This is a genomic window from Burkholderia cepacia complex sp. TUM26381 (assembly GCF_057439935.1).
Window position 1 is genome coordinate 2163604 of the sequence record NZ_CM172006.1, and the last position, 24680, is coordinate 2188283.

At 67.2% G+C, this 24680-nt stretch carries 22 protein-coding genes; 14 read left to right on the top strand and 8 right to left on the bottom strand.

The window, feature by feature from the left end; all coding sequences use genetic code 11:
• Positions 1 to 107: 107 nt before the first annotated feature.
• The 4 genes from mfd (at position 108) to ACWMMN_RS10130 (ending at position 6564) form a co-directional block, all read left to right on the top strand.
• A complete protein-coding gene (mfd, locus tag ACWMMN_RS10115) occupies positions 108 to 3578 on the top strand; it encodes a transcription-repair coupling factor (protein WP_059233910.1) in 3471 nt (1156 codons plus the stop codon).
• Between the two features lie 105 nt (positions 3579 to 3683).
• Positions 3684 to 4904, top strand: a complete 1221-nt coding sequence (argE, locus tag ACWMMN_RS10120; RefSeq protein WP_486422627.1) for an acetylornithine deacetylase — start codon at positions 3684 to 3686, stop codon at positions 4902 to 4904.
• Between the two features lie 60 nt (positions 4905 to 4964).
• Positions 4965 to 5984 (top strand): threonine/serine dehydratase family protein, encoded by a 1020-nt coding sequence (locus ACWMMN_RS10125; protein WP_174993013.1) that lies wholly within the window; start codon positions 4965 to 4967, stop codon positions 5982 to 5984.
• Positions 5985 to 6129: 145 nt separating this feature from the next.
• Positions 6130 to 6564 carry a DUF3574 domain-containing protein gene (locus tag ACWMMN_RS10130; protein WP_174993014.1) on the top strand — a complete coding sequence of 145 codons (435 nt, stop codon included), beginning with the start codon at positions 6130 to 6132 and terminating at the stop codon, positions 6562 to 6564.
• A gap of 85 nt (positions 6565 to 6649) precedes the next feature.
• Here the strand turns inward: ACWMMN_RS10130 and ACWMMN_RS10135 are convergent, their stop codons facing one another.
• Positions 6650 to 9172: a penicillin-binding protein 1A gene (locus ACWMMN_RS10135; RefSeq protein WP_486422628.1), complete on the bottom strand. Its 2523-nt coding sequence runs from the start codon at positions 9170 to 9172 to the stop codon at positions 6650 to 6652.
• A gap of 443 nt (positions 9173 to 9615) precedes the next feature.
• Here ACWMMN_RS10135 and ACWMMN_RS10140 point away from each other — a divergent pair, with 443 nt between their 5' ends.
• The 4 genes from ACWMMN_RS10140 to ACWMMN_RS10155 all read left to right on the top strand — a co-directional run bounded on the left by ACWMMN_RS10140 (position 9616) and on the right by ACWMMN_RS10155 (position 12978).
• Positions 9616 to 10296 (top strand): PspA/IM30 family protein, encoded by a 681-nt coding sequence (locus ACWMMN_RS10140; RefSeq protein ID WP_059233905.1) that lies wholly within the window; start codon positions 9616 to 9618, stop codon positions 10294 to 10296.
• An 83-nt stretch (positions 10297 to 10379) separates the two neighbouring features.
• A complete protein-coding gene (locus ACWMMN_RS10145; RefSeq protein WP_486422629.1) occupies positions 10380 to 11543 on the top strand; it encodes a tetratricopeptide repeat protein in 1164 nt (387 codons plus the stop codon).
• Positions 11544 to 11766: 223 nt separating this feature from the next.
• On the top strand, positions 11767 to 12198 hold the full coding sequence (mscL, locus tag ACWMMN_RS10150; RefSeq protein WP_059233903.1) for a large conductance mechanosensitive channel protein MscL: 432 nt from the start codon (positions 11767 to 11769) through the stop codon (positions 12196 to 12198).
• 333 nt (positions 12199 to 12531) lie between these two features.
• Positions 12532 to 12978, top strand: a complete 447-nt coding sequence (locus tag ACWMMN_RS10155) for a hypothetical protein (protein WP_027784713.1) — start codon at positions 12532 to 12534, stop codon at positions 12976 to 12978.
• Positions 12979 to 13044: 66 nt separating this feature from the next.
• Here the strand turns inward: ACWMMN_RS10155 and ACWMMN_RS10160 are convergent, their stop codons facing one another.
• The gene (locus ACWMMN_RS10160; RefSeq protein WP_486422630.1) at positions 13045 to 13938 is read right to left on the bottom strand and encodes an NAD(P)-dependent oxidoreductase; all 894 of its coding nucleotides are present in this window, start codon (positions 13936 to 13938) and stop codon (positions 13045 to 13047) included.
• 135 nt (positions 13939 to 14073) lie between these two features.
• Here ACWMMN_RS10160 and ACWMMN_RS10165 point away from each other — a divergent pair, with 135 nt between their 5' ends.
• Entirely contained in the window at positions 14074 to 14283 is a 210-nt protein-coding gene (locus ACWMMN_RS10165) for a dodecin (RefSeq protein ID WP_011352399.1), read from the top strand.
• Positions 14284 to 14503: 220 nt separating this feature from the next.
• Complete coding sequence (locus tag ACWMMN_RS10170; protein WP_006490213.1) at positions 14504 to 15433, top strand: LysR substrate-binding domain-containing protein; 930 nt, start codon at positions 14504 to 14506, stop codon at positions 15431 to 15433.
• Positions 15434 to 15540: 107 nt separating this feature from the next.
• Here the strand turns inward: ACWMMN_RS10170 and ACWMMN_RS10175 are convergent, their stop codons facing one another.
• A complete protein-coding gene (locus tag ACWMMN_RS10175; protein ID WP_486422631.1) occupies positions 15541 to 16953 on the bottom strand; it encodes an 8-oxoguanine deaminase in 1413 nt (470 codons plus the stop codon).
• 509 nt (positions 16954 to 17462) lie between these two features.
• Between ACWMMN_RS10175 and uraH the strand changes: the two genes are divergently transcribed.
• Together uraH and ACWMMN_RS10185 are read left to right on the top strand one after the other, a co-directional pair.
• A complete protein-coding gene (gene uraH / locus ACWMMN_RS10180) occupies positions 17463 to 17816 on the top strand; it encodes a hydroxyisourate hydrolase (protein WP_011352401.1) in 354 nt (117 codons plus the stop codon).
• Positions 17817 to 17868: 52 nt separating this feature from the next.
• Positions 17869 to 19062, top strand: coding sequence for a urate hydroxylase PuuD (locus tag ACWMMN_RS10185; protein WP_059233900.1), 1194 nt, complete (start codon positions 17869 to 17871; stop codon positions 19060 to 19062).
• 93 nt (positions 19063 to 19155) lie between these two features.
• Here ACWMMN_RS10185 and ACWMMN_RS10190 read toward each other — a convergent pair whose 3' ends face one another.
• Both ACWMMN_RS10190 and ACWMMN_RS10195 read right to left on the bottom strand, forming a co-directional pair.
• Positions 19156 to 19566, bottom strand: coding sequence for an ACT domain-containing protein (locus ACWMMN_RS10190; protein ID WP_059233899.1), 411 nt, complete (start codon positions 19564 to 19566; stop codon positions 19156 to 19158).
• Positions 19567 to 19637: 71 nt separating this feature from the next.
• The gene (locus ACWMMN_RS10195; protein WP_256085008.1) at positions 19638 to 20558 is read right to left on the bottom strand and encodes a LysR substrate-binding domain-containing protein; all 921 of its coding nucleotides are present in this window, start codon (positions 20556 to 20558) and stop codon (positions 19638 to 19640) included.
• Between the two features lie 133 nt (positions 20559 to 20691).
• On the opposite strand from ACWMMN_RS10195, the gene ACWMMN_RS10200 reads away from it, so the two are divergent.
• Complete coding sequence (locus ACWMMN_RS10200; protein ID WP_486422632.1) at positions 20692 to 21507, top strand: aminotransferase class IV family protein; 816 nt, start codon at positions 20692 to 20694, stop codon at positions 21505 to 21507.
• 16 nt (positions 21508 to 21523) lie between these two features.
• Here the strand turns inward: ACWMMN_RS10200 and ACWMMN_RS10205 are convergent, their stop codons facing one another.
• On the bottom strand, positions 21524 to 21928 hold the full coding sequence (locus tag ACWMMN_RS10205) for a RidA family protein (RefSeq protein WP_059233896.1): 405 nt from the start codon (positions 21926 to 21928) through the stop codon (positions 21524 to 21526).
• A gap of 152 nt (positions 21929 to 22080) precedes the next feature.
• Between ACWMMN_RS10205 and ACWMMN_RS10210 the strand changes: the two genes are divergently transcribed.
• A complete protein-coding gene (locus tag ACWMMN_RS10210) occupies positions 22081 to 23043 on the top strand; it encodes a LysR family transcriptional regulator (RefSeq protein WP_059233895.1) in 963 nt (320 codons plus the stop codon).
• Positions 23044 to 23141: 98 nt separating this feature from the next.
• Here ACWMMN_RS10210 and ACWMMN_RS10215 read toward each other — a convergent pair whose 3' ends face one another.
• On the bottom strand, positions 23142 to 23654 hold the full coding sequence (locus ACWMMN_RS10215) for an ureidoglycolate lyase (RefSeq protein ID WP_059233894.1): 513 nt from the start codon (positions 23652 to 23654) through the stop codon (positions 23142 to 23144).
• Positions 23651 to 24664: an allantoicase gene (gene alc, locus ACWMMN_RS10220; protein WP_059233893.1), complete on the bottom strand. Its 1014-nt coding sequence runs from the start codon at positions 24662 to 24664 to the stop codon at positions 23651 to 23653. Before alc ends, ACWMMN_RS10215 begins: the two co-directional genes overlap by 4 nt.
• Positions 24665 to 24680: the final 16 nt, after the last annotated feature.

Below are 24680 nucleotides of genomic sequence, written 5' to 3' on the forward strand. Positions count from 1 at the left end.
GAAGGGAAACGCCGGAAAGATGAAATCGAGAAGCGGATTTTATAATAGGTCTTTCGTCTCGACCGGCGCACCGCGATGCGCCCGTGCACGCCACCCCTGTCGTCCCTATGCCAGATAACGCCTCCAACCCGTCCGCCTCACCCGTTGCGCGCGTCAAACCCGGCCAGCGCTTCGCCTTCGACGGCACGCACGGCTCCGCCGACGCGCTCGCCATCGCCCGCTATCTCGCCGACAATCGCCAGGACGTGCCGCTCCTCGCGGTGATCTGCGCGAACGCGGTCGACGCGCAACGGCTGTCGCAGGAAATCCGCTATTTTTCGCCCGACGCGCGCGTGCGCCTGCTGCCGGACTGGGAAACGCTGCCGTACGACACGTTCTCGCCCCACCAGGACCTCGTGTCCGAGCGGCTTGCCACGCTGCACGACCTCGGCGAAGGCCGCTGCGACATCCTGCTCGTGCCCGCGACCACCGCGCTGTACCGGATGCCGCCTGCGTCGTTCATGGCCGCGTACACGTTCGCGTTCGCGCAGGGCGAGCGGCTCGACGAGGCGAAGCTGAAGGCGCAGCTGACGCTGGCCGGCTACGAGCACGTGAGCCAGGTCGTGCGGCCCGGCGAATACTGCGTCCGCGGCTCGCTGATCGACCTGTACCCGATGGGCTCGCCGCTGCCGTACCGGATCGACCTGTTCGACGACCAGGTCGACTCGATCCGCGCGTTCGACCCCGACACGCAGCGCAGCCTCTACCCGGTGCGCGACGTGCGCCTGTTGCCCGGCCGCGAGTTCCCGTTCGACGAAGCCGCGCGCACGGCCTTCCGCAGCCGCTGGCGCGAAACTTTCGAGGGCGACCCGAGCCGCGCGCCGATCTACAAGGACATCGGCAACGGCGTGCCGTCGGCCGGCATCGAGTATTACCTGCCGCTGTTCTTCGACGAAACGGCCACGCTGTTCCACTACCTGCCGCAGGACGCGCACCTCGTGTTCACCGGCGATCTCGAAGCGTCGATCCGCCGCTTCACCGCCGATACGAAGCAGCGCCACGCGTTCCTCGCGCACGATCGCGAGCGGCCGATCCTCGAGCCGCAGCGGCTGTTCCTGTCCGACGAGGATTTCTTCGCGTTCGCGAAGCCGTTCGCGCGCGTCGTGCTGCCCGCGCAGCCGCCCGGCGGCTGGGCGACCGCGCTGCCCGAGCTGACCGTCGACCGCCATGCGGACGACCCGCTCGCGTCGCTGCGCACCTTCGTCGAATCGTCGGGCAAGCGCGTGCTGCTGACGGTCGAATCGGCCGGCCGCCGCGAAACGATCCTGCAACTGCTCGCCGAGCACCACCTGCGCCCCGCATCGAACGACCACTTCGCGGGCTGGCTCGCGAGCGACGAACGCTTCGCGCTCGGCGTCGCGCCGCTGTCGAGCGGTTTCTCGGTGCCGGGCGAAGGCTACGCGATCGTCACCGAAACCGAGCTGTACGGCGCGCTCGGCCGCCGCGCGGGCCGCCGCCGGCAGGAACAGGCCAGCAACGTCGACGCGATGGTGCGCGACCTGTCCGAGCTGAAGGTCGGCGACCCGGTCGTCCATGCGCAGCACGGCATCGGCCGCTACATGGGCCTCGTGTCGATGGACCTCGGCGAAGGCGAAACCGAATTCCTGCATCTCGAATACTCGGGCGACAGCAAGCTCTACGTGCCCGTCGCCCAATTGCACGTGATCTCGCGCTACAGCGGCGCCGATCCCGACAGCGCACCGCTGCACGCGCTCGGCTCCGGCCAGTGGGAGCGCGCGAAGCGCAAGGCCGCGCAGCAGATCCGCGACACGGCCGCCGAACTGCTGAACCTGTACGCGCGCCGCGCGGCCCGCGAAGGCCACGCGTTCTCGCTCGACCCGCGCGACTACGTGAAATTCGCGGAAAGCTTCGGCTTCGAGGAGACGCCCGACCAGGCCGCCGCGATCGCGGCCGTGATCGGCGACATGACGAGCGGCAAGCCGATGGATCGCCTCGTGTGCGGCGACGTCGGCTTCGGCAAGACCGAGGTCGCGCTGCGCGCCGCGTTCATCGCGGTGCTGGGCGGCAAGCAGGTCGCGCTGCTGTCGCCGACCACGCTGCTCGCCGAACAGCACACGCAGACCTTCGCCGACCGCTTCGCCGACTGGCCGGTGCGGATCGTCGAGCTGTCGCGCTTCAAGACCGCGAAGGAAGTGAACGCGGCCATCGCGCAGATCAACGAAGGCAGCGTCGACATCGTGATCGGCACGCACAAGCTGCTGTCGTCGGACGTGCAGTTCAAGCGCCTCGGCCTCGTGATCATCGACGAGGAACACCGCTTCGGCGTGCGCCAGAAGGAAGCGCTGAAGGCGCTGCGCGCGGAAGTCGACGTGCTGACGCTCACCGCGACGCCGATCCCGCGTACGCTCGGGATGGCGCTCGAAGGGCTGCGCGATTTCTCGGTCATCGCGACCGCGCCGCAGAAGCGGCTCGCGATCAAGACCTTCGTGCGCCGCGAGGAAGAAAGCGTGATCCGCGAGGCGATGCTGCGCGAACTGAAGCGCGGCGGCCAGGTGTACTTCCTGCACAACGAGGTCGAGACGATCGAGAACCGCAAGGCGATGCTCGAGGCGCTCGTGCCCGAGGCGCGGATCGTGATCGCGCACGGCCAGATGCACGAGCGCGAACTCGAACGCGTGATGCGCGATTTCGTCGCGCAGCGCGCGAACGTGCTGCTGTGCACGACCATCATCGAGACCGGCATCGACGTGCCGAGCGCGAACACGATCATCATGCACCGCTCGGACAAGTTCGGCCTCGCGCAGCTGCACCAGCTGCGCGGCCGCGTCGGCCGCTCGCACCACCAGGCCTATGCGTACCTGCTGGTCCACGATCCGCAGTCGCTGACCAAGCAGGCGCAGCGCCGGCTCGAGGCGATCCAGCAGATGGAGGAACTCGGTTCGGGCTTCTATCTCGCGATGCACGACCTGGAGATCCGCGGCACCGGCGAAGTGCTCGGAGACAAGCAGTCGGGCGAGATCCACGAGATCGGCTTCCAGCTCTACACGGACATGCTGAACGACGCGGTGAAGGCGCTGAAGAACGGCAAGGAGCCCGACCTCACCGCCCCGCTCGCCGCCACGACGGAAATCAACTTGCACGCGCCGGCGATCCTGCCGGCCGACTACTGCGCAGACGTGCAGGAGCGGCTGTCGCTGTACAAGCGGCTCGCGAACTGCGAACACGGCGACGCGATCGACGGCATCCAGGAAGAACTGATCGACCGCTTCGGCAAGTTGCCGCCGCAGGCGCACGCACTCGTCGAGACGCACCGGCTGCGGATCGCCGCGAAGCCGCTCGGCATCGTGAAGATCGACGCGAGCGAGGTGGCGATCGGGCTGCAGTTCGAGCCGAATCCGCCGATCGATCCGATGCGGATCATCGAGATGGTGCAGAAGCATCGCCACATCAAGCTCGCGGGGCAGGACAAGCTGCGCATCGAAACGCGCTCGCCCGATCTCGCGATCCGCGTGTCGACGATCAAGGAAACGCTGCGCGCGCTCGGCCCGAAACAGGGCGCGGCCGCCGCGGCGCGCTGACGCGATACTGACGGGCGCGACGTTGCTGCACCGCATCGCGCCCGACGCAGGCGGGCCGGCGCGTTTTTGAGTATGATTTTCCCATTCATCAGACGGAGTTTTGCCATGTCCACTCTCGACGCGACGGCGCCGTCCGCCGCAACCCAGGGCGATGCATCCCTTGTCAGCCTGCCGTGGGTCAAGCAACTGGTGTCGATGGACACGACGAGCCGCGTGCCGAACCTCGGCCTGATCGAAACGGTGCGCGACGCACTCGCCGCGAAAGGGATCGCGTCGACGATCACGCACGATCCGCGCGAAGGCTGGGCGAACCTGTTCGCGACCGTGCCCGCGCACGACGGCTCGACCAACGGCGGCATCGTGCTGTCGGGGCATACCGACGTCGTGCCGGTCGACGGCCAGCAATGGGACAGCAACCCGTTCGCGCCGGAAATCCGCGACGGCCGCCTGTACGGCCGCGGCACCTGCGACATGAAGGGCTTCATCGGCACGGCCCTCGCGCTGCTGCCCGAGATGCAGGCAACCAGGCTCGCGCAGCCGATCCATTTCGCACTGTCCTACGACGAGGAAATCGGCTGTGCGGGCGCGCCGCTGATGATCGCCGACCTCGTGAAGCGCGGCGTGCAGCCGTCCGGCTGCATCGTCGGCGAGCCGACCAGCATGCGGCCGATCATCGCGCACAAGGGCATCAACGCGTACCGCTGCTGCGTGCGCGGCCACGCGGCGCATTCGTCGCTGACGCCGAAGGGGCTCAACGCGATCGAGTATGCGGCGCGCCTCATCTGCCATATTCGCGACATCGCCGACCGCTTCCGCGCCGAAGGCCCGTTCGACGCACTGTACGACGTGCCGTTCACGACCGCGCAGACGAGCACGATCCAGGGCGGCAACGCGATCAACACGGTGCCGGCCGAGTGCCGCTTCGACTTCGAATTCCGCAACCTGCCGACGCTCGATCCCGAGCAGATCTTCACGCGCATCGAAGCGTATGCGCGGGAAACGCTGTTGCCGCAGATGCTGCGCGAGCATCCGAACGCCGCGATCGAATTCTCGAAGATCGCCGCGGCGCCGGGCCTCGACGCGACCGAACAGGCCGCGATCACGCAGCTCGTGCGCGCGCTGACGGCCGACCAGGACAAGCGCAAGGTCGCGTACGGCACCGAGGCCGGCCTGTTCGAACGCGCGGGCATCCCGAGCGTCGTGTGCGGGCCCGGCAACATCGAGCAGGCGCACAAGCCGAACGAGTTTGTCGAGCTCGCGCAGCTCGCCGGCTGCGAGCAGTTCCTGCGCAAGTTCATCCGCAGCATGTCGGTCGACGCGCACTGACTGCCTCCCGCCACGCCGGCTCGCGTGTGCGGGCCGACCCACTCCGCCACCCGCCACGTCATGTCGACTGAACAACAGGGCACGGCCCATACGACGATCGACGGCGAGCCGATTCCGACGCTCGACGAAATCGCCGCGCAGCATTTCGCTTTGTCGCCGTGGGTCGCGCGCACGCCCGTGTTCGAGCGCGCCGACCTGCCGTCCCTCGAGGGCACGCACGTCAACTTCAAGTTCGAGCTGCTGCAGGCGAGCGGCAGCTTCAAGGCGCGCGGCGCGTTCACGCACCTGCTCGCGCTCGACGAGGCGCGCAAGAACGCGGGCGTGACCTGCGTGTCGGCCGGCAATCACGCGGCGGCCGTCGCGTATGCGGCCATGCGGCTCGGCAGCAGCGCGAAGGTCGTGATGTTCCATACCGCGAGCCCGGCGCGCATCGCGCAATGCAAGCAATACCGCGCGGAAGTGGTGCTCGCGGGCAGCGCGTCGCAGGCGTTCGATCTCGTGCGGCGCATCGAGGCCGAGGAAGGCCGCTTCTTCATCCATCCGTTCAACGGCTATCACACGATCCTCGGCACCGCGACGCTCGGCTACGAGTGGGCGACGCAGACGCCCGACCTCGACGCGGTGATCGTGCCGATCGGCGGCGGCGGGCTCGCGGCCGGCATGGCGACCGCGCTGCGGCTCGCGAATCCGCGCGTGCACGTGTACGGCGTCGAGCCGGAAGGCGCCGACGCAATGAGCCGCAGCTTTGCGGCCAACCACACGATCAAGATGAGCGCGATGCAGACGATCGCCGATTCGCTGATGGCGCCGCATACCGAGGAATACAGCTACCAGCTGTGCCGGCGTCACGTCGACCGCATCGTCACCGTATCCGACGACGCGCTGCGCGCCGCGATGCTGTTCCTGTTCACGCACCTGAAGCTGTCGGTCGAGCCGGCCTGCGCGGCCGCGCTCGCAGCACTCCTCGGCCCGCTGCGCGAAACGCTGCAGGGCAAGCGCGTCGGCGTGCTGCTGTCGGGCACGAACACCGACCCCGGCACGCTCGGCATGCATCTCGCGCACGCAAAACTGCAGCACTGACCCCACATCGGGCACACGCAGGCCAACCTAGGGTTATCCCCAGATTATGTTGACAGCCCTGTTGATAACCCGCCGGACAAGCACGCAAGTGGTTGAGCGCGCAGCGTTTTGCGCGCGCGAAGGTCAATCGTCACGAAATGGGCAGATGCGGCCGTTGGTCGCATGCGCGGTGGCGCTCACGCTGCTCGCCGGTTGCGCGACGGCGCCCTCGCCCGTCGCCAACGCGCAACCGGCGTCCTGCACGCAACCGGGCGAAAGCCGCATGCTCCAGGCCGACCTGCTGTTCGGGCGCGACATCACGGGGCGCGGCCCCGTCACCGATGCGGAACGCGCGGCGTTTCTCGCCGACACCGTCACGCCACGCTTTCCCGACGGCCTCACCTACTGGGACACGCACGGCCAGTGGCGCGACCGCACGACCGGCGGCGTCACGCGCGAAGACAGCTTCGTGATCCGGATCATCGCCGACGATACGCCCGACACGCGTACGCGGCTCGCCGCGATCCGGCAAGCGTACCTGCAGCGCTTCCACCAGCAATCGGTCGGCATCACGGTCGTGCCGGCCTGCGCATCGTTCTGACGCCCCTTCTCCCGCTGCCGGCCGTTCGCGCAAAAAAACGGGCGCCCGAAGGCGCCCGTCTCATGTCTGAAGAACAGCGTACCGCTTACTTGCTCTCGAACATGTCCATGATCTGCTGCTTCTCCTGCGGCGTGACAGGCGGCGGCGCAAGCCCTGCCGCGCCGGCGGAACCCAGCGCGTCGTTCGCGCTGATCGCGTTCTCGGCCGGGTTGATGTCGACGTTCGCGACGAAGCCGTTGCCCGGCGTGCGATCGGCGTAGTACAGCTCGCCGTCGATCGAGGTCAGGCCGTCCGGCATCGGCATCTGCTGCTCGGGCACGCCGTTCAGCGCGGTGCGCATGTAGTTCACCCAGATCGGCAACGCGAGCTGCGCGCCGAATTCACGGCTGCCGAGACTCTTCGGCTGGTCGAAGCCCATCCACGCGACCGCGACGAGCGACTGCTGGTAACCGGCGAACCAGCCGTCTTTCGCGTCGTTCGTCGTACCCGTCTTGCCTTGCAGGTCGCTACGGCCCAGTGCGTTGGTACCCGCGCCCGTGCCGGCCGTCGCGACCGAGTGCAGCAGGCTGTTCATCACGTACGCGTTGCGGCCTTCGATCGTGCGCGGCGCCGTGCCGCCCGCGATCACCGGCTGAGACTTCTGCAGTGCCTGGCCGCGCGCGTCGTCGACTTCGGCGATCAGGTACGGATCGACCTTGTAGCCGCCGTTCGCGAACACCGCATAGCCGGTCGCGAGCTGCAGCGGCGTCACGAGGCCCGCGCCGAGCGCCATCGGCAGGTACGGCGGCGTCTTCGCGGGATCGAAGCCGAAGCGCTGCGTTACGTACTGCTGCGCATACTGCGTGCCGATCGATGCGAGGATCCGGATCGACACGAGGTTCTTCGAACGCTGCAGGCCGGTGCGCATCGTCATCGGGCCGTCCGGCTGGTCGTCGTCCTTCGGCTCCCACGCGGTGCCGCCCGGTACGCTCGGCGGGAAGTACAGCGGCGCGTCGTTGATCATCGTCGCCGGCCCCATGCCCTTGTCGAGCGACGCCGAGTAGATGAACGGCTTGAACGACGAGCCCGGCTGCCGCCACGCCTGCGTCACGTGGTTGAACTTGCTCTTGTTGAAGTCGAAGCCGCCGACGAGCGAGCGGATCGCGCCGTCCTGCGGGGCAATCGCGACGAGCGCGCCTTCGACCTGCGGCAGCTGCACGACCTGCCAGCCCGTCTTGCCGTCCTTCAGCACGCGCACGACCGAGCCCGGCTTGATGCGCAGCGCGTTGTTCGCGCGCGGGCCCAATGCAGCCGACACGAAGCGCAGCCCGGCCGGCCCGATCGTCGTGGTCGCACCACCGACGAACTGCACCTCGACCGCGTTCGGCGACGCCGACAGCACGACCACCGACTGCAGGTCGCCGTTGTCCGGGTGATCGGCGAGCGCGTCGTCGATCGCCTCGTCGCGCTCGTCGCCGGCCGCAGGCAGGTTGATCGATGCTTCCGGGCCGCGATAACCGTGGCGGCGCTCGTAGTCGAGAATGCCGCGACGCACGGCCTGGTACGCGGCCTCCTGATCGGCCGAGTTGATCGTCGTCGTGACGGTCAGCCCGCGCGTATAGGTTTCGTCCTTGTACTGCTGATACATCATCTGCCGCACCATCTCGGCGACATATTCGCCGTGCACCGCGTACTGGTTGCCCGGCGTGCGCACGTGGATCTCTTCCTTGATCGCTTCGTCGTACTGCGGCTGCGTGATGTAGCCGACCTCGAGCATGCGCTTCAGGATGTATTCCTGACGCACCTTCGCGCGCTTCGGATTGACGACCGGGTTATACGCGGACGGCGCCTTCGGCAGCCCCGCGAGCATCGCCGCTTCCGCGAGCGTGATGTCCTTCAGGTCCTTGCCGAAATACACGCGTGCAGCGGCCGCAAAACCGTACGAACGCTGGCCGAGATAAATCTGGTTCATGTACAGCTCGAGAATCTGGTCCTTCGTCAGGGCCTTCTCGATCTTGTACGCGAGCAGCATTTCGTAGATCTTGCGCGTGTAGGTCTTTTCGCTCGACAGGAAGAAGTTGCGCGCAACCTGCATCGTGATCGTGCTCGCACCCTGGCGCGCGCCGCCGTGCATCAGGTCGGCCACACCCGCCCGCAGGATGCCGACGAAATCGACGCCGCCGTGTTCGTAGAAGCGGTAGTCCTCGATCGCGAGCACGGCCTTCTTCATCACGTCGGGAATGTCCTGGAAGCGCACGAGGCTGCGGCGCTCCTCGCCGAATTCGCCGATCAGCACGTGATCGGCCGTGAACACGCGCAGCGGCACCTTCGGCTGGTAGTTGGTCAGCGCATCGAGCGACGGCAGCTGCGGCGCCATCACGACCAGCGCATAGCCGACGATCAGCGCGCCGACGATCGCCAGCGTCACGAACAGGCCGGCGAACCACAGCGCGACGCGCGAGCCGAACGTGCGACGGCGGCCTCCGCCGCCGCCGCTGCGCTGCTGCGCGCGGCGGTCGTCGTCGCGATCGTCGTCATCGGGGTAATAGGCTCCGGACGGCGAACGGCGCAGCGTGTAGTGGGGTTCGTTCCTGTCGGAAGAAGAAGGCGGTCGTTTGATAATTGGCATGTCGGAATGGCGGGCGTACGTGGCGCCCTCGGACGCATGCGGAAATGCAAGCGGATGAATCAGATTGAGTGCATCGAGATGCGGCTGTCACGTCGACAGACCCCGCCGCGCGGCGATCCGTTCCCGCGACGTGACAGCGCATTTTAATGAAATCGACCGGGTGCCTTCGCGATTTTTTGTAAAAATTCCCGCAATGCCGTGATTTGCGGAACGTATTGTCGGCATCCTCGGCCTATGATGGACACGCAATATCGCGCGTTACCGATTTTTTCTTTCAATTGCGAAAGGTTCGGCATCCCGATACACGCGCCGCTTGAACTCTCGCGTTTAAGCCGTATTTAAGTGAGCCGGTGGTCTAATATTCACCGGCTCACGCGGGTCGGAACCGGCCCGCAGCGGGCACTGCCGCGGTCACGCGGCGCCTATCAACCACGGAGGATTTCATGTCGCTTTTCGACTCTGTTTCGCGCACGATCAAAGGCCTGCTGAACGATGCGGCCGATTCGGTACAGGATCCGTCGCGCGACGCACGGCAGATCGTGCGGGAGCTCGACGACAGCATCGGCCGTGCCGAGAATTCGCTGATCGAGATCGAGGCACAGGTCGCGACCCAGCGCAGCAAGCGCGATGCGGCCGACGACAAGGTGAAGAAGTACGAGGACGGCGCGAAGCGCGCGCTGCAGTCCGGCGACGAAGCGCTCGCCCGCGAGGCCCTCGCCGCGCAGTCGAACGCGGAAGCCGAGCGCGATGCGCTCGCGGCCGAGCTGACGACGCTCGAGCCGTCGGTCGACAAGCTGAAGGGGCAGATCGCCGACATGCGCCAGCGCCGCAACGACCTGAATGCGCGCTCGAACATCCTGCAGGCCAAGCAGGAAATCGCGCAGGCGAAGGATGTCGCAGCGAGCGCGCTGGGCGGCATCGGCGGCAAGAACCTGTCCGAGGATTTCCAGAAGCTCGAGGACAAGGTCGCGCTGCAGAACGCCCGCTCGGACGCCCGCCTGAATTCGGCCGACACGTCGAGCGGCAAGGCGCTCGACGACAAGCTCGCCGCGCTGAACAAGGGCCCCTCGGTCGAGGATCGCCTCGCCGCGCTGAAGAAGCAGCTCGATACGCCCGCGCAGTAACGGCCACTGCGGGCAACCGCGCCGCGCCCGGCGCGCGGCGCGAACCGATCGTCAGGAGACGGGCCCCGGTGCCCGGTTCGACCATGAAGAAATCTCTCGCCGCACTCGGCCTCTCGCTGATGGTGCTGTCGTCCGCCGCGTTTGCGGTGCCGTCGTTGCAGCAGGTCGAGCAATCGATCGCGCAGCGCAACTGGCAGCAAGCCGACACGCAGTTGTCGCAAGTCATCGACGCCCATCCGAACAACGCGCATGCGCGCTACCTGTATGCGCAGGTGCTGGACCGTGAAGGCCGCGCGTCCGACGCGCTCGCGCAACTGCAGCAGGCGAAAACGCTCGATCCGCAACTGCGCTTCACCGACGCGTCGCACTTCGCGCAGACCGAGTCGCGCATTCGCGCCGACGCCGCGCGCGTAAGCGGCAACGCGCCGTCCGCCACGCAGGCCGGCACGCTGCAATCGTCGCTCGCGCCCGCCGTACCGGCTGAAAAACACGGTCCGTCGACCGGCATGTGGATCGGCCTCGGGCTGATCGTCGCGATCATCGCGCTGGTGCTGCGCTGGACGCTGCGGCGCGCACGCACGGCCGACGACGGCCGCGCCGACGACGAACGCCGCACGCAGCTCAAGCGCGCGACCGACGTGCTGAACGACATCCGTCCGCTGAAACTCGACGCGAAGCTGTCGACGGCGCCCGGCGCCGCGGCGCTGCTGGGCGAAATCGAGGCGGTCGAGACCGACGCGCGCACGCTCGTCGAGGCGCTGTCGAACGGCAAGAATCCGGTGCCGCCGTATCGCGTCGACGAGCTCGAACAGCGCCATGCGAGCGTGAAGGCCCGTGTCGAGGGCCGCCCCGACCCGGCCGCGCAACCCGCAGCGCCGGCGAACGGCAGCGGCTCCGCGTACGCGCAGGAAGCCGATCGCATGACGGGCGCGCAGGGCCAGCCCTACCCGCCACAACCCTATCCGCAACAGCAGCCGCCCGTCGTGATCCAGCAAGGCGGCGGTTTCGGCGGCGGGATGGGCGGGCTGCTGACCGGCGTGCTGCTCGGCGAGGCGATGTCGGGCGGCCGCGAGCGCGTGGTCGAGCGCGACGTGATCGTCGACGGCGAGCGCCGCCGGCAGGAAGCCGACCCGGGCTTCGACCTCGGCCGCGGCGACGCGTCGAACTGGAGCGACGGCAACGGCGGAGGCGGCGGCGGCATGGACCTCGGCAGCAACGACGACGGCTGGACCGACGACAACACCTGACCCTGCGCAGCGCGTCGCCACGCGCTGCCACGCACGCCACGCTCCCCTGCCTGGCCGGCCGCGCCGACGCGCGGATTTGTCAATCATTTCAAGATGGACTACCGGCAATGGGGAGCGTTCGCTATCATGCGGCCATCGGCGTGCCACCGACCCTCATTCGACGCAATGCAATCCCGCGCGTCGCGGCACGCTTCCCCTCGCCCCAACCAGGAGAAAGCCGCTCATGAGCATCATCAAGGAATTCAAGGAGTTCGCCGTCAAGGGCAACGTGATGGATCTCGCCGTCGGCGTGATCATCGGCGGCGCGTTCTCGAAGATCGTCGATTCGGTCGTGAAAGATCTCATCATGCCGGTCATCGGTGTGCTGACCGGCGGTCTGGATTTCTCGAACAAGTTCGTTCTGCTCGGCACCATCCCCCCGACGTTCAAGGGAAATCCCGATTCGTTCAAGGACCTGCAGGCCGCGGGCGTCGCCGCATTCGGTTACGGCTCGTTCATCACCGTGGCGATCAATTTCGTCATCCTCGCGTTCATCATTTTCCTGATGGTGAAATTCATCAACAAGCTGCGCAAGCCGGACGAAGCCGCGCCGGCCGCGACGCCGGAAGACACCGTGCTGCTGCGCGAGATCCGCGATTCGCTGAAGCAGCGCTGATCGCCGCGCGCTCCGCCCGCCAGGCCCGCCGCGTGCGGGCCTTTTTATTGCGCGCGCGATGCGCCGCCGCAAGCGGCCCATCTCACTTTTTTGTGACGGGCGAATGCACGCGCGGGAAAAGCAGGTCTATGATGGAGACTAAACGACAGTACGGGCGCCAAGACGCTGGCTGTGTCGATCAAGGCGAGCAGGTCGACGGGAGACATTGATCGTCGTACTGCACGAATGCAGCATTTTCGTGTGCTATAAAGGATCGACATGCGGCGTACATAGCCGGGAGTGGGTCGCATGAAAGTGCCGCATTTCTTGCAATTGTTTTTGAGGCGAGTGTTTATGTCCTTCCCGAAAAAACGTCGGCGTGCGCAGCAAGATGGCCAGGAGTCATTCCTCGCGGTCTTGCGCCACTCGAAACCGTTTGCTCAACTCGACACCAAGATTGCCCGCGCCCGTGCGCAGGACGAACCCGTCCTGTATGCGCATGTGCTGCCCGGTCTCGACGTGCTCCTGTGCAGCGTGCGCGGCGCCCAGCCGCCCTATCCGGCGATCGCCGAGCTGCGCAAGCGCTGCATCGAATCGATCGCCAACGCACTCGAGCAGCCGCTCGACGGTCTCGAGAACGGCGGCTACTGGTACGAAGCGAACGGCTTCGGCTTCCTCGTATTCGCAAGCCGTGCGCGCGCGCGCATCCTGCCCGAGTTTGGTGCAGGCACGAAGGCAAGCCTGCGCGGCGGCCTCGGCCGCCAGAACGCCGGCGACACGACACCTCGCTCGCTCGGCTGATCCGCCTGCCATTCGATGGGCCGCCTCCGGGCGGCCCATCTGCCATTCACGTGCCCCGCTTGTGCGTCACGACGCCTGCTGACGGCCGTTGCCCGGCCGCACGATGTCGATGAACGCCGCGAAATCGGCGCCGGCGAGCCCTTGCGCGGCGCCGAGCCGCAACACTTGCTGGACCGTGGCCGATACGGGCATCACCGCGCCCGTGTCGCGCGCGGCGTCGGCAATCGCATCGACATCCTTCTGGAACGTGCTGAGCGCGCCGATCGGTGCATGACCACCCGACGTCATGCGCGGCACGAACGTCTGCAGCAGCACCGAGTCGGCCCAGCCGCCGGCCAGCGCCTCGGCCAGACGCGCCGCGTCGATGCCGCTCGCCTGCGCGAGGCCGATAGCCTCGGCGATGGCCGTAACCGTCGCGGTCACGATCGCCTGGTTGCACAGCTTCGCCGTCTGGCCCGCGCCCGCGTCGCCCATGTGCGTGATGCGCGACGCGTACGTGTCGATCAGCGGCCGCACCGCGTCGAGATCGGCCGCGCGACCGCCGGCCATCACCGCGAGCGTGCCGGCCTGCGCGCCCGGCACGCCGCCGGACACCGGTGCATCGACCCAGCCGACGCCGAGTGCAGCCGCGCGCGCCGCGTAGTCGCGCGTCGCCGCGGGCGGAATGCTCGAATGATCGACGATGCGCTTCAGACGGCGCGCGGCGGCATCGCCGGAAAGCAGCCCGTGCTCGCCGAATACGACGTCGCCAACCGCACGGCTGTCGAGCACGCACACGCATACCGTCTCGACGCGTTCGGCCAGCTCACGCGGCGTGCCGACCACCTGCGCGCCGTCCTTGACCAGCGCCTCGGCCTTGTCGCGCGAGCGATTCCACACGCTGACGCGATGCCCGGCCGCCAGCAAATGCCGAATCATCGGCGCGCCCATCAATCCCGGTCCGCAAAATCCGACTTCCACGATGTTCCTCGTCTCCAATATGGGTTGCACTTGCCGCCCATCATACCTATCACTCAAGAAGCCGGGCACGCACGGCACCGCTTCGGGACCGCGGCTTGCACCGGCAATACAGACCGATATCCCAGGGAGCGCATCATGAGCGACCACGTGTACAAGATGATCGAGCTGACCGGTTCGTCGAAGCAATCGAGCGACGACGCGATCCGCAACGCGATCTCGAAAGCCGGCAAGACGCTGCACAACCTGCACTGGTTCCAGGTGACCGAAACGCGCGGCCACATCGAAGGCGACCAGGTCGTGCACTGGCAGGTCACGCTGAAGGTCGGCATGCGCATCGACGACTGACGCGCCCCCGCCTCACCCGCCACGCCGCGATCCGGATCCGCGCAATACGGATCCGTGCGGCGCCGCGCTCCCCGCTTCCCACCCCGCTCGGGCCCCTTGTCGTGGCCCGGCCGACGGGTGTCTGCGGGTATCCATCTCTTGACGCTGGGCCGGCTTCATATTAAAAACGATATACCCCCCTTGCCCCTCGATCAGCCCAGCCATATAAAACGGAGATATCATGAGTCAGCAACGCGAGGCGATCGACACGTACCTCTTGCGCGTCTTGCACACCTTGTTGATGGAGCGCAGCGTCACGCGCGCGGCCGTCAAACTGAACCAGTCGCAACCGGCGATCAGCGCCGCGCTGCGGCGCCTGCGCGACATCACCGGCGATCCGCTGCTGGTGCGCGGCAAATCCGGCATGGTGCCGACCGAATACGGGCTGCGCCTGCTCGAGCCCGTGCAGAACGCGCTGCGTGAAATCGAGCGCATCAAGTTCCAGCAGCACAACTTCGACCCGGCCACGTCGATCCGCTGCTACCGGATCGGCTGCCCCGACTACCTGAACGTGCTGTTCGTGCCGACCGTCGTCGAACGCTTCCGCCAGGCCGCGCCGAACGCGACGCTCGAGTTCCATTCGCTCGGCCCCGCGTTCGACTACGAGCTCGCGCTGGAAGACGGCAAGCTCGACATCGTCGTCGGCAACTGGCCCGAGCCGCCCGAGCAGCTGCACCTGTCGAACCTGTTCGTCGACGAAATCGTCTGCCTGATGAGCAACACGCACCCGTTCGCGAAGCGCGGCGGGCTGACGCTCGACCAGTACCTGAACGCGCCGCATCTCGCGCCGACGCCGTACTCGGTCGGCCAGCGCGGCGCGATCGACGTGCATCTCGCGCGCGAACGCCTCAAGCGCCACGTGGTCGTCACGCTGCCGTACTTCAACCTCGCACCGTACGTGCTCGTGAAGTCCGACCTGATCTTCACGACGACGCGCCTGTTCGCCGATCACTACGCGAAGTTCCTGCCGCTGTCGGTCGTGCCGGCGCCGCTCGACTTCCCGCCGATGCAGTACTACCAGCTGTGGCACGAACGCTGCCACTACTCGGACGAAGTGCGCTGGCTGCGCAGCCTCGTCGCCGAAGCCACCCGCACGCTGATCGAGCCGTAACGGCACACGCTGCCCGCGCCGGCGGGGCGCGTCGCGACAACCTCGCGGCGCGACGACGGCCGGCGGCACGCCCGGCAAGGCGGCCGCCGCACGGCTTCAGTCCTGCTTCAGCGCGACGCCTCGACGAGCGCGTGCGCCAGCGCGTTGTGACGCTCGATGACGGGCGGCAGATCGAGCGTCGCCAACCGCCCTTCCCGCACCACCACCTTCCCGTTCACCACCGTGTACGCCGTCTGCGACGGCGCGCAGAAGACGAGCGCCGCCACCGGATCGTGCAGCGCACCCGCGAACAGCGGCTGGCGCAGGTCGAACGCGGCGAAATCGGCGGCCATGCCGGGCTTCAGCGCGCCGATGTCGTCGCGGTTCAGCACCTTCGCACCGCCGAGCGTCGCGATCTCGAGCGCTTCGCGCGCGGTCATCGCATCGGGCCCGAAGCCGACCCGCTGCAGCAGCAGCGCCTGACGTACTTCGGCGACCATCTGCGCGCCGTCGTTCGACGCGGAGCCGTCAACGCCGAGACCGACCGGCACGCCCGCGAGCCGCATCTTCTTCACCGGCGCGATGCCCGACGCGAGCCGCATGTTCGAGCACGGACAGTGCGCGACGCCCGTGCCGGTGCGCGCGAACAGGCCGATACCCGCATCGTCGAGCTGCACGCAGTGCGCATGCCACACGTCGTGGCCGACCCAGCCGAGATCTTCCGCATATTCGGCCGGCGTCATCCCGAACTTCTCGCGGCTGTACGCGATGTCGTTGACGTTCTCCGCAAGGTGCGTGTGCAGCGACACGCCGTACTGGCGCGCGAGCACGGCCGCGTCGCGCATCAGGTCGCGGCTCACCGAGAACGGCGAGCACGGCGCGACCACCACGCGCAGCATCGCGTAGCGGCCTTCGTCGTGATAGGTCTCGATCAGGCGCTGCGTGTCGCGCAGGATGTCGGGCTCGCGCTCGACGACCGAATCGGGCGGCAGCCCGCCGTCGCGCTGGCCGACGCTCATCGAGCCGCGGCTCGCGTGAAAGCGCATGCCGATCCGCTGCGCGGCACCGATGCTGTCGTCGAGCCGGCTGCCGTTCGGGTAGATGTACAGGTGATCGCTCGACGTCGTGCAGCCCGACTGCAGCAGCTCGGCCATCGCGGTCAGCGTCGACACCTCGATCATCTCGGGCGTCAGGTGCGCCCAGATCCGGTACAGGTTCGTGAGCCAGCCGAACAGCTCGGCGTTCTGCGCTGCGGGCACCGCGCGCGTGAGGCTCTGGTACATGTGGTGATGCGTGTTCACGAGCCCCGGGATCACGAGGTGGCCGCGCAGGTCGAGCACTTCGTCGGCCGTGTCGGGCAGCTCGGCGGTCGGGCCGACCGCGACGATCCGGTTGTCTTCGATATAGAGCCCGGCATCGCGCAGCTCGCGACGCGTGTCGTCCATGGTCACGAGCACGTCGGCGTGCTTGACCAGCAGGGTTTTCGGGCGGGATGAGGAGGTGTTCGGCGCGCGTGCGCCAGCGTGCTGCTCGAGGTTCATGCGTTCTCCGCGTCGGTCTGCCCCCAGGGGCTGTCCTGGAGGCGGTCGCACAGCCGTTCGAACGCTGAATCGCGGCACGCTCCGGTGCCTGCGTCCGTTCGAACGCCCTGGCCCGGTTACCCGGCGTGCTCGCCGTCTTCGGGGTACGCGCGGGCCACCGGCCGACGCGCACGGCGGGAGGATCGCCCAAGCGCGCGCCGCACACAATGCGCGATCCGGAATACCGCGCTTCAGGGTTCCGATATGGTACGCCGCGCAGGCCCTCCCCGAGCGCCTGAAAGCCCGCCGGAAGCCGCGCCCGGCGTGCCGTCGACAGCCGCTCATGCGCGGCGCATTATCTTTGATATCGCGCCCGTATTTGCGCGGGGAACCTTTTTACAATGCCTGCACGGCGCTCGCTTCAATCTCGCCGACGGGTATGTAGCCACGTGACGTGGAGCCTCGATCCGCCGCACAGTCAATGGATCGAGTCGCCGCCGAACCTCGCATTCACACAAGGACAATTGCGAATGGGAAAGCTCACTACCCACGTACTCGATACGGCGCACGGCCGTCCCGGCGCTGCAATCAAGGTGGACCTCTACGCGCTGGACGGCGAATCGCGCCGCGCGATCAAGACCGTGCTGACCAATAGCGACGGCCGCTGCGACGAACCCCTGCTCGAAGGCGCCGCGCTCGCCGCCGGCGAATACGAACTCGTGTTCCATGCCGGCGACTACTTCGCGTCGCTCGGCGTGAAGGTGCCCGAACCCCGTTTCGTCGACCGCGTCGTACTCCGCTTCGGCATCGCCGACACCGGCTCGCACTACCACGTGCCGCTGCTCGTGTCGCCGTGGTCGTACAGCACCTATCGCGGCAGCTGACATACGCATCAGCGCCCACATCAAACAAACGATTTGAGTCTGGAGGAGTTTCATGGAAGGCTTCATCACCGACTGGCTGAACCTCGCGCTGCGATGGCTGCACGTCATCGTCGCCATTGCGTGGATCGGCGAGTCCTTCTATTTCGTCGCGCTCGACAACAGCCTGAAACCGCCGACCGACCCGAACCAGCGCAAGCGCGGTGTGTTCGGCGAGCTGTGGCACGTCCACGGCGGCGGTTTCTACAACATGCAGAAGTACACGGTCGCCCCGCCGGAAATGCCGGATGACCTGCACTGGTCGAAGTGGCCGTCGTACACGACCTGGCTGTCGGGCTTCTCGCTGTTCTTCGTGCTGTACCTGCTCGCACCGAACACGTACCTGATCGACAAGAGCGTGCTCGACATGGGCCCCGTCGTCGCCGTCGCTTCCGCACTCGGCTTCCTCGCGGCCGGCTGGATCGTCTACGACTCGCTGTGCCGCGTCCTCGGCACCAACGATCGCGTGCTCGGCATCTGCGTCGGGATCTACGTCGTCGTCGCAGCGTACCTCGCATGCCACATCTTCTCGGGCCGTGCCGCCTATCTGATCGTCGGCGCAATGCTCGCGACGATCATGTCGGCGAACGTGTTCTTCGTGATCATCCCCGGCCAGCGCAAGATGGTCGACAAGATGCTCAAGGGCGAAGAACCGAACCCGATCTACGGCAAGCGCGGCAAGCAGCGCTCGGTGCACAACACGTACTTCACGCTGCCGGTCGTGTTCGCGATGCTGTCGAACCACTACGCGATGACGTACACGAACAAGTTCAACTGGATCGTGCTCGTGCTGATCATGCTGGCCGGCGCGCTGATTCGCCAGTTCTTCGTGATGCGTCACCGCGGCAAGCAGCTGTGGTACCTGCCGATCGGCGGCGTCGCGCTGCTGTCGGGCGCGCTGGTCTGGACGATGCCCAAGCCGGTCGCACCGGAAGCGCAAGCTGCAAACGCGCCGAAGATCGTGATCAACGACATCATGCCGATCCTGCAGCAGCGCTGCGTCGAGTGCCACTCGTCGAAGCCGACGCTGATGGGCAGCGCTCCCGCAGGCGTGATGTTCGACACGCCGGACGAAGTGTCGAAGAACGCGCAGCGCATCTACGAACAGGCCGTGCGCCTGAAGGCGATGCCGATCGGCAACGTCACGCACATGACCGACGACGAGCGGACCAAGCTCGCCGCCTGGTTCGAGGGTGGCGCGGTCAAGTAAGCCGCCGTGCGCCGGTTGCCGGCGCAATCCTCTCCGTTCGCGGGCCCGGTGACGGGCCCGTTTTTTTTGCGTGCGCGCAATGCGTTTCGTGCGCTAGCCGCGCAGCGCGTCGCGCTGCAGTGCGACGAGCGCCTCGAGTGCGCGCGGGCCGTCGTCGAACGGTACGAAGATGTGATCGTGGTATGCAGCGGCCATCACGTTGCAGCTGATGCCCGCTGCACCCAGCGCCCGCGCGAATGCGGCCGTGAGGCCGACGGCCGCGAGGTCGGAATGGACGGTCAGCGTGATCCATGCGGCGCGGAACAGCACGGGCCAGCCGTAACGGGCAGCCGCTTCCTCGTCGACCACGACCGTCAGCCCTTCCGCTTCACGGAACGTGGCAACTACTTCGGATAACGATACGTCTGCGTCAGACGGCAGCGCGACGAAGGCGAACGCGCCGGGATGCAGGTCGGGCTGCATCGTGCGCAGCAGGATCGCGAGGTCGTTTTCAGGTTGGCTCATCGGAGAATCGCGTCCGGAACCGGACGTCGTACGGTGGCGATGCGGGCACGATAGCACGTGCGGCGATCGCGTCACGCACGCACCATCGCCACCTCGTCCGCAAGCCAGTCGCACAGTGCAACGATGCGAGGATCGCCCTGCGTGTGCTCCGGATACACGACGTGATACGCGAGCCCCGGCGCCACCTCGACGTTCACGTCGAACAGCCGTACGAGGCGCCCGTCCGCGAGATCGCGCGCGATCATGTGCGGCTCCGCCAGCCCGACCGTCGTACCGTCCATGACAGCCTGCACGACGTGGCTTGAATCCGGAAACGCGACACACCGGCTATCGTCGAAACCGTCGATGCCCGCTGCGGTCATCCATGCGGACCAGCGCGGCCAGATCACGCCGTCGACTTCGCAGTCGGCGTGGCAAAGCGTGTGACGAAGCAGGTCGCGCGGCTTGCGCAACGGTGGGCCGGCCGACAACAGCGCGGGGCTGCCTATCGCGACGACCGACGTGCCGAACAGGCGCTGCGTACATGCGCCCCGGTAACGCCCGGTGCCGAAACGGATCGCGACATCCACATCGTCGCCATCGAAATCGCGCAGCCGGTCGGTGATGTCGAACGTCAGTTCGAGCGCCGGATGCGCGGCCTTGAAGCGCGGCAGGCGTGGCAGCAACCAATGCGTCGCGAAGCGCGCGCCGACCGACACGCGCAATTCCGTCTGCTCGCGCGCGATGCGCCGTGCGCGTGCGCTCGCGTGCTGCAGGCCAGCGAGCGCATCGGCCGCCGCCGCAGCCAGCACGGCACCCGCCGGCGTCAGCCGGATGCTGCGGCTCGTACGGACGAACAGCGCCATGCCGAGCTGCGCCTCGATCTCCTTGATCTGGTGACTGACGGCTGCCGGCGTCAGCCCGACCTCGTCGGCCGCCCGCGAAAAATTCAGGTGCCGCGCCGCCGCATCGAACGTTCTCAGCGCGCGCGTACCGGGCCACATGCGTTCCATCGATCTTCAAACAGAATTTGATGACCGTGACAAAACTACTCGTTTTTCATGTCGCCATCAATCGGCAAACAATAGGCTTTCTTGAAGATGCCGTGCGCCGGCCCGTGCGCGCGGCCAACCTGGAGATTCGTCGATGACCGCTGCCCCCTTCCCGTCCGTCGCCCAGATCAACGGCGTGGCCGCTACACGCGAAACACTCGCCGCGCTGGCCTTCGCAGGGCATGCGCATTTCACCGCGATGCAGATACGCGACGGCCGCGTGCGCGGGCTCGACCTGCATCTCGCACGGCTGCGCGACGCGTCGCACGCGCTGTTCGGTCGTGCCCTGCCCGACGAGCGGATTCGCGCGTTCCTGCGCACCGCGCTCGATCGCGCGCCGCCGGCGCTGTCGCTGACCGCGACCGTGCACGCGACGACGGGCGAATTCGTCGCGCCGCGCGATGACGAAGCGCTCGACGTGCTGGTCCGCACAGCCGCGCCGTCGTCGGGGCCGGCCGGCCCGCTCGATCTCGCGCTGTTCGAACACGAGCGCGTGCTGCCGGACATCAAGCACGTCGGCGAAGTCGCGAAGACGCACTTCCTGCGCCGTGCGGTCGCGCAGGGTTTCGACGATGCGGCGTTCATCGATCGCCGCGGGCGCATCAGCGAAGGCTCGATCTGGAACGTCGCGTTCTGGGACGGCAACGCGGTCGTATGGCCGGTGGCCGACATGCTCGGCGGCGTCACGATGGGCATCCTGCGGCGGCAGCTGGCGCGCCTCGGCATCGCGCAGCACGATCGCGAAGTGACGCCGGCCGACCTGCCGTCGATGGCCGGCGCCGTCGTGATGAATTCGTGGACACCAGGAATCGCCGTGCACCGGCTCGGCACGGCGGCGCTGCCCGAGTCGTCGTCGCTCGCCGTGCTGCTGCGTCGCGCATATGAACAGGAGCCGCCCGTCGCGCCGTGACATGCGCACGCCCTGCTCAACCGTCGACAGCCTCCGGCAGCCGCGCGATCACCTTGATCTCGAACTGGAAGCCGTACAGCCAGGTCACGCCGACGGCAGTCAGCGCGGGATGCGGGGCATCGCCCCAGTATTCGGGAACGATCTCCCAGATCCGCTCGAACGTCGCCTCCGGATCGACGAGGAACACCGTCACGTCGACGACGTCGTCGAACGTGCAGCCCGCCGCGTACAGCACCGCATTCAGGTTGTCGAACGCGCGGCGGACCTGCGCGCCCAGTTCCGGCTCGGGCGAGCCATCGTCGCGGCTGCCGACCTGCCCGGACACGAACAGGAAGCCGTTCGAGCGCACTGCCGGCGAATAACGGTTGCGGTCATACAGCGCCTGGCGACCAGGCGGAAAAACTACGCTACGCTTTGCCATTCAACCCCTCCATCGGTCTGCGGGGCGACACCGCCCCTGTCTCAACGATGAAGGCACTTTAAGGACCGTTGCGCGGCAGATAAACCGGCAACCTTGTCCAACACTGTTTGCGCTCTCCAAACAATGTCCGAGCGACGCGGAGCCCTGACCCGATGGATCGATTCGACGCAATGCAGGCGTTCGCCCGCGTGGTGGAAGCCGGCAGCTTCACGAAAGCGGCCGACACGCTGCACATGAGCCGCACCACCGTCACGCAACTGGTGCAGCAGCTCGAAGCGCGGCTGCGCGTGAAGCTGTTCAATCGCACGACGCGCAAGGTCGTCGTCACGGCCGACGGCGCCGCGTACTACGACCGCGTCGTGCGCCTGCTGGCCGACATGGACGATGCCGAAACGAGCCTGTCCGCTGCGTCGGCGTCGCCAAGGGGGCGGCTGCGTGTGGACGTGCCGAGCCCGTTCGCGCGCCTGATCCTGATCCCCGCGCTGCCCGCGTTCCATGCGCGCTATCCGGACCTCCAGCTCGACATGGGCGTGAGCGACCGCGTGGTCGACGTGATCGGCGAGAACGTCGACTGCGTCGTGCGCGGCGGCGAACCGGCCGATCGCTCGCTGGTTGCACGCCGCGTCGGCGACCTGCGGCTCGGCGTGTACGCATCGCCGGCCTATCTCGCGCGCGCCGGCACGCCAACGCATCCGGGTGACCTCGAAGATACGCATCACCGCATCGTCGGTTTTCTGTGGGCGCGCACCGGCAAGGCATTGCCGTTTGCGATGGCGCGCGACGGCGAGCAGATCACCGTACGCGGACGCTACGTGCTCGCGGTCGACGACGGCAATGCGTATCTCGAAGCCGGTCTCGCGGGGCTCGGCATCCTGTGGCTGCCCGACTACATGGCCAGCGCGTATCGCACGCGTGGCGAACTGGTGCCGCTGTTCGAGCAGTGGCAACTCGAACCGATGCCGATGTACGTCGCGTTCCCGCCGAACCGGCACGTCAGCGCGAAGCTGCGCGTATTCGTCGACTGGGTCGCCGACCTGATGGCGCAGCATGCGCCGGTCGCGAACCGGCGTCGCGGCGGCGGTTCGCGCGACACGCGCAAGGCCGTGGCAACCTGAATCGCGAGACAGCGACCGCACATAAAAAAACCCGCGCACCTTGCGCGGGTTTCGGCAGGCATGCAAACATGCCTGTCAGTCGCGAGAACGCCGGCGACTCAGGCCGTCAGCGCATGCAGCGCTTCGTCGGTGAGCCACAGCGATTCCTGCAGATCCTGCTCGTTCAGGTTCAGGCCATCACCGCCGCGATCGACGACGATGAAGTCGCTGACGCCGCCGAGCGCGATCAGCGGGTGATGCCACACGCCCTTCGCATAGTTGACGCCCTGCCAGCCGCTCGTCACGAATGCGCGGATCTGCGCCGGATCGAGGTCGCCCGCGGGCGCGACGACGACGAGATACGGCTGGTCGTTCAGCGGCACGAAAGCCTGACTGCCGAGCGGGTGCCGCTCCAGCATCTTCACCTCGAACGGCAGCGTGCGCGGCTGGCCGCGGAACAGGTTCACGAGCGTGCGGCCGTCTTCATCGGTCACGTCGACTGTCGCGAGATCGTGAAAGCGGATCGTCGTGCCGAGGTTGATCGGGATCTGCTTCGCCCCTTCCGTTTCGATCACGTCGCCGAACGGCGCGAAGGCTTCCTTGGTCAGCGGTTCGATTGCAAGCGTCTTCATTTGTCGAGCGTCCCCCACAGACGCAGGCGCGACACGCCACCGTCCGGAATGATGTTCAGTCGCACGTGCGTGACGGGGCCGAGCGACGCGATGCCGTGTTCGAAGTAATGCTGCTTGTCCATCTGCAGCTTCTGTTCGCCGAGCAGCACCGGCCAGAACATCGACTGCGTGATCAGCGAGCTGTCCGTGCCGCCCGACACGTACGCGGCCTGGATCGAGCAGCGGTCCGGGTAGTTGCCCTTGAAGAACGCGGTATCGACTTCGATCTTGCGGATCACGCCCGGCTGCGCGAGCGCGATGATCGCCCAGTCGTTGCCCGGTTCGCGACGGCGGCGGGTTTCCCAGCCATCGCCCATGTTCACGCCGCGGCCCGGCAGCAGCAGGTTCGACGCGACGCCGAAGTGCTGGTTGTTCGCGGCCACGACGTAACCGCCGTTTTCCATCGCCGCGAGGTCGAACTGCTCGGTCGCGCTCGCACCGGCCCAGTCGAGCTGCGGCTGGCCGTACACGCGCAGGCGCGCGATGCCGCCGTCCGGGTAGATGTTCACGCGCAGGTGCGTGAACGCTCGCGCGTCGCTCGCTTCGACGTAGTGATGGCTGTTGCCCTGCAACGTCGTCGACGGCACGATCTCGACCCACTCGGTCGCATGCGTCGGTGCGCCGTCGGCCACGAACGCGGCCTCGATCGACGCGGCCGGCGGGAAGTTGCCGGTGAAGTGGCTCGTGTCGATGTCGAAGCCCTTGATCACGCCCGGGCGCGCGAGCTTGACGATGCACCAGTCAAAGCCCGTCGTGCGCTTGCGGCGCGTTTCCCAGCCGTCCATCCACTTGCCGTGGTCGTCGTACTTGCCGGGAATGAAGACGGCCGGCTCGGGGTTCAGCATCCGGTCCTTCGGCGCGAAGAAATCGTCGCTGGCCTCGAGCGCCTGCGCACCGAGACGCGGGTCGGCAAGATTCACGTAGCGCCGCGTGAAATCGGGTGCGTTGGGATCGAGAAGCGGAACAGCCATGATGTTTCCTTGTTTC

What these genes read in the sequence shown, in the direction of transcription:
- mfd (WP_059233910.1), top strand. Translation starts at nt 108, where the DNA reads ATGCCAGATAACGCCTCCAACCCGTCCGCCTCACCCGTTGCGCGCGTC.
- argE (WP_486422627.1), top strand. Translation starts at nt 3,684, where the DNA reads ATGTCCACTCTCGACGCGACGGCGCCGTCCGCCGCAACCCAGGGCGAT.
- ACWMMN_RS10125 (WP_174993013.1), top strand. Translation starts at nt 4,965, where the DNA reads ATGTCGACTGAACAACAGGGCACGGCCCATACGACGATCGACGGCGAG.
- ACWMMN_RS10130 (WP_174993014.1), top strand. Translation starts at nt 6,130, where the DNA reads ATGCGGCCGTTGGTCGCATGCGCGGTGGCGCTCACGCTGCTCGCCGGT.
- ACWMMN_RS10135 (WP_486422628.1), bottom strand. Translation starts at nt 9,172, where the DNA reads ATGCCAATTATCAAACGACCGCCTTCTTCTTCCGACAGGAACGAACCC.
- ACWMMN_RS10140 (WP_059233905.1), top strand. Translation starts at nt 9,616, where the DNA reads ATGTCGCTTTTCGACTCTGTTTCGCGCACGATCAAAGGCCTGCTGAAC.
- ACWMMN_RS10145 (WP_486422629.1), top strand. Translation starts at nt 10,380, where the DNA reads ATGAAGAAATCTCTCGCCGCACTCGGCCTCTCGCTGATGGTGCTGTCG.
- mscL (WP_059233903.1), top strand. Translation starts at nt 11,767, where the DNA reads ATGAGCATCATCAAGGAATTCAAGGAGTTCGCCGTCAAGGGCAACGTG.
- ACWMMN_RS10155 (WP_027784713.1), top strand. Translation starts at nt 12,532, where the DNA reads ATGTCCTTCCCGAAAAAACGTCGGCGTGCGCAGCAAGATGGCCAGGAG.
- ACWMMN_RS10165 (WP_011352399.1), top strand. Translation starts at nt 14,074, where the DNA reads ATGAGCGACCACGTGTACAAGATGATCGAGCTGACCGGTTCGTCGAAG.
- ACWMMN_RS10170 (WP_006490213.1), top strand. Translation starts at nt 14,504, where the DNA reads ATGAGTCAGCAACGCGAGGCGATCGACACGTACCTCTTGCGCGTCTTG.
- ACWMMN_RS10175 (WP_486422631.1), bottom strand. Translation starts at nt 16,953, where the DNA reads ATGAACCTCGAGCAGCACGCTGGCGCACGCGCGCCGAACACCTCCTCA.
- uraH (WP_011352401.1), top strand. Translation starts at nt 17,463, where the DNA reads ATGGGAAAGCTCACTACCCACGTACTCGATACGGCGCACGGCCGTCCC.
- ACWMMN_RS10185 (WP_059233900.1), top strand. Translation starts at nt 17,869, where the DNA reads ATGGAAGGCTTCATCACCGACTGGCTGAACCTCGCGCTGCGATGGCTG.
- ACWMMN_RS10190 (WP_059233899.1), bottom strand. Translation starts at nt 19,566, where the DNA reads ATGAGCCAACCTGAAAACGACCTCGCGATCCTGCTGCGCACGATGCAG.
- ACWMMN_RS10195 (WP_256085008.1), bottom strand. Translation starts at nt 20,558, where the DNA reads ATGGAACGCATGTGGCCCGGTACGCGCGCGCTGAGAACGTTCGATGCG.
- ACWMMN_RS10200 (WP_486422632.1), top strand. Translation starts at nt 20,692, where the DNA reads ATGACCGCTGCCCCCTTCCCGTCCGTCGCCCAGATCAACGGCGTGGCC.
- ACWMMN_RS10205 (WP_059233896.1), bottom strand. Translation starts at nt 21,928, where the DNA reads ATGGCAAAGCGTAGCGTAGTTTTTCCGCCTGGTCGCCAGGCGCTGTAT.
- ACWMMN_RS10210 (WP_059233895.1), top strand. Translation starts at nt 22,081, where the DNA reads ATGGATCGATTCGACGCAATGCAGGCGTTCGCCCGCGTGGTGGAAGCC.
- ACWMMN_RS10215 (WP_059233894.1), bottom strand. Translation starts at nt 23,654, where the DNA reads ATGAAGACGCTTGCAATCGAACCGCTGACCAAGGAAGCCTTCGCGCCG.
- alc (WP_059233893.1), bottom strand. Translation starts at nt 24,664, where the DNA reads ATGGCTGTTCCGCTTCTCGATCCCAACGCACCCGATTTCACGCGGCGC.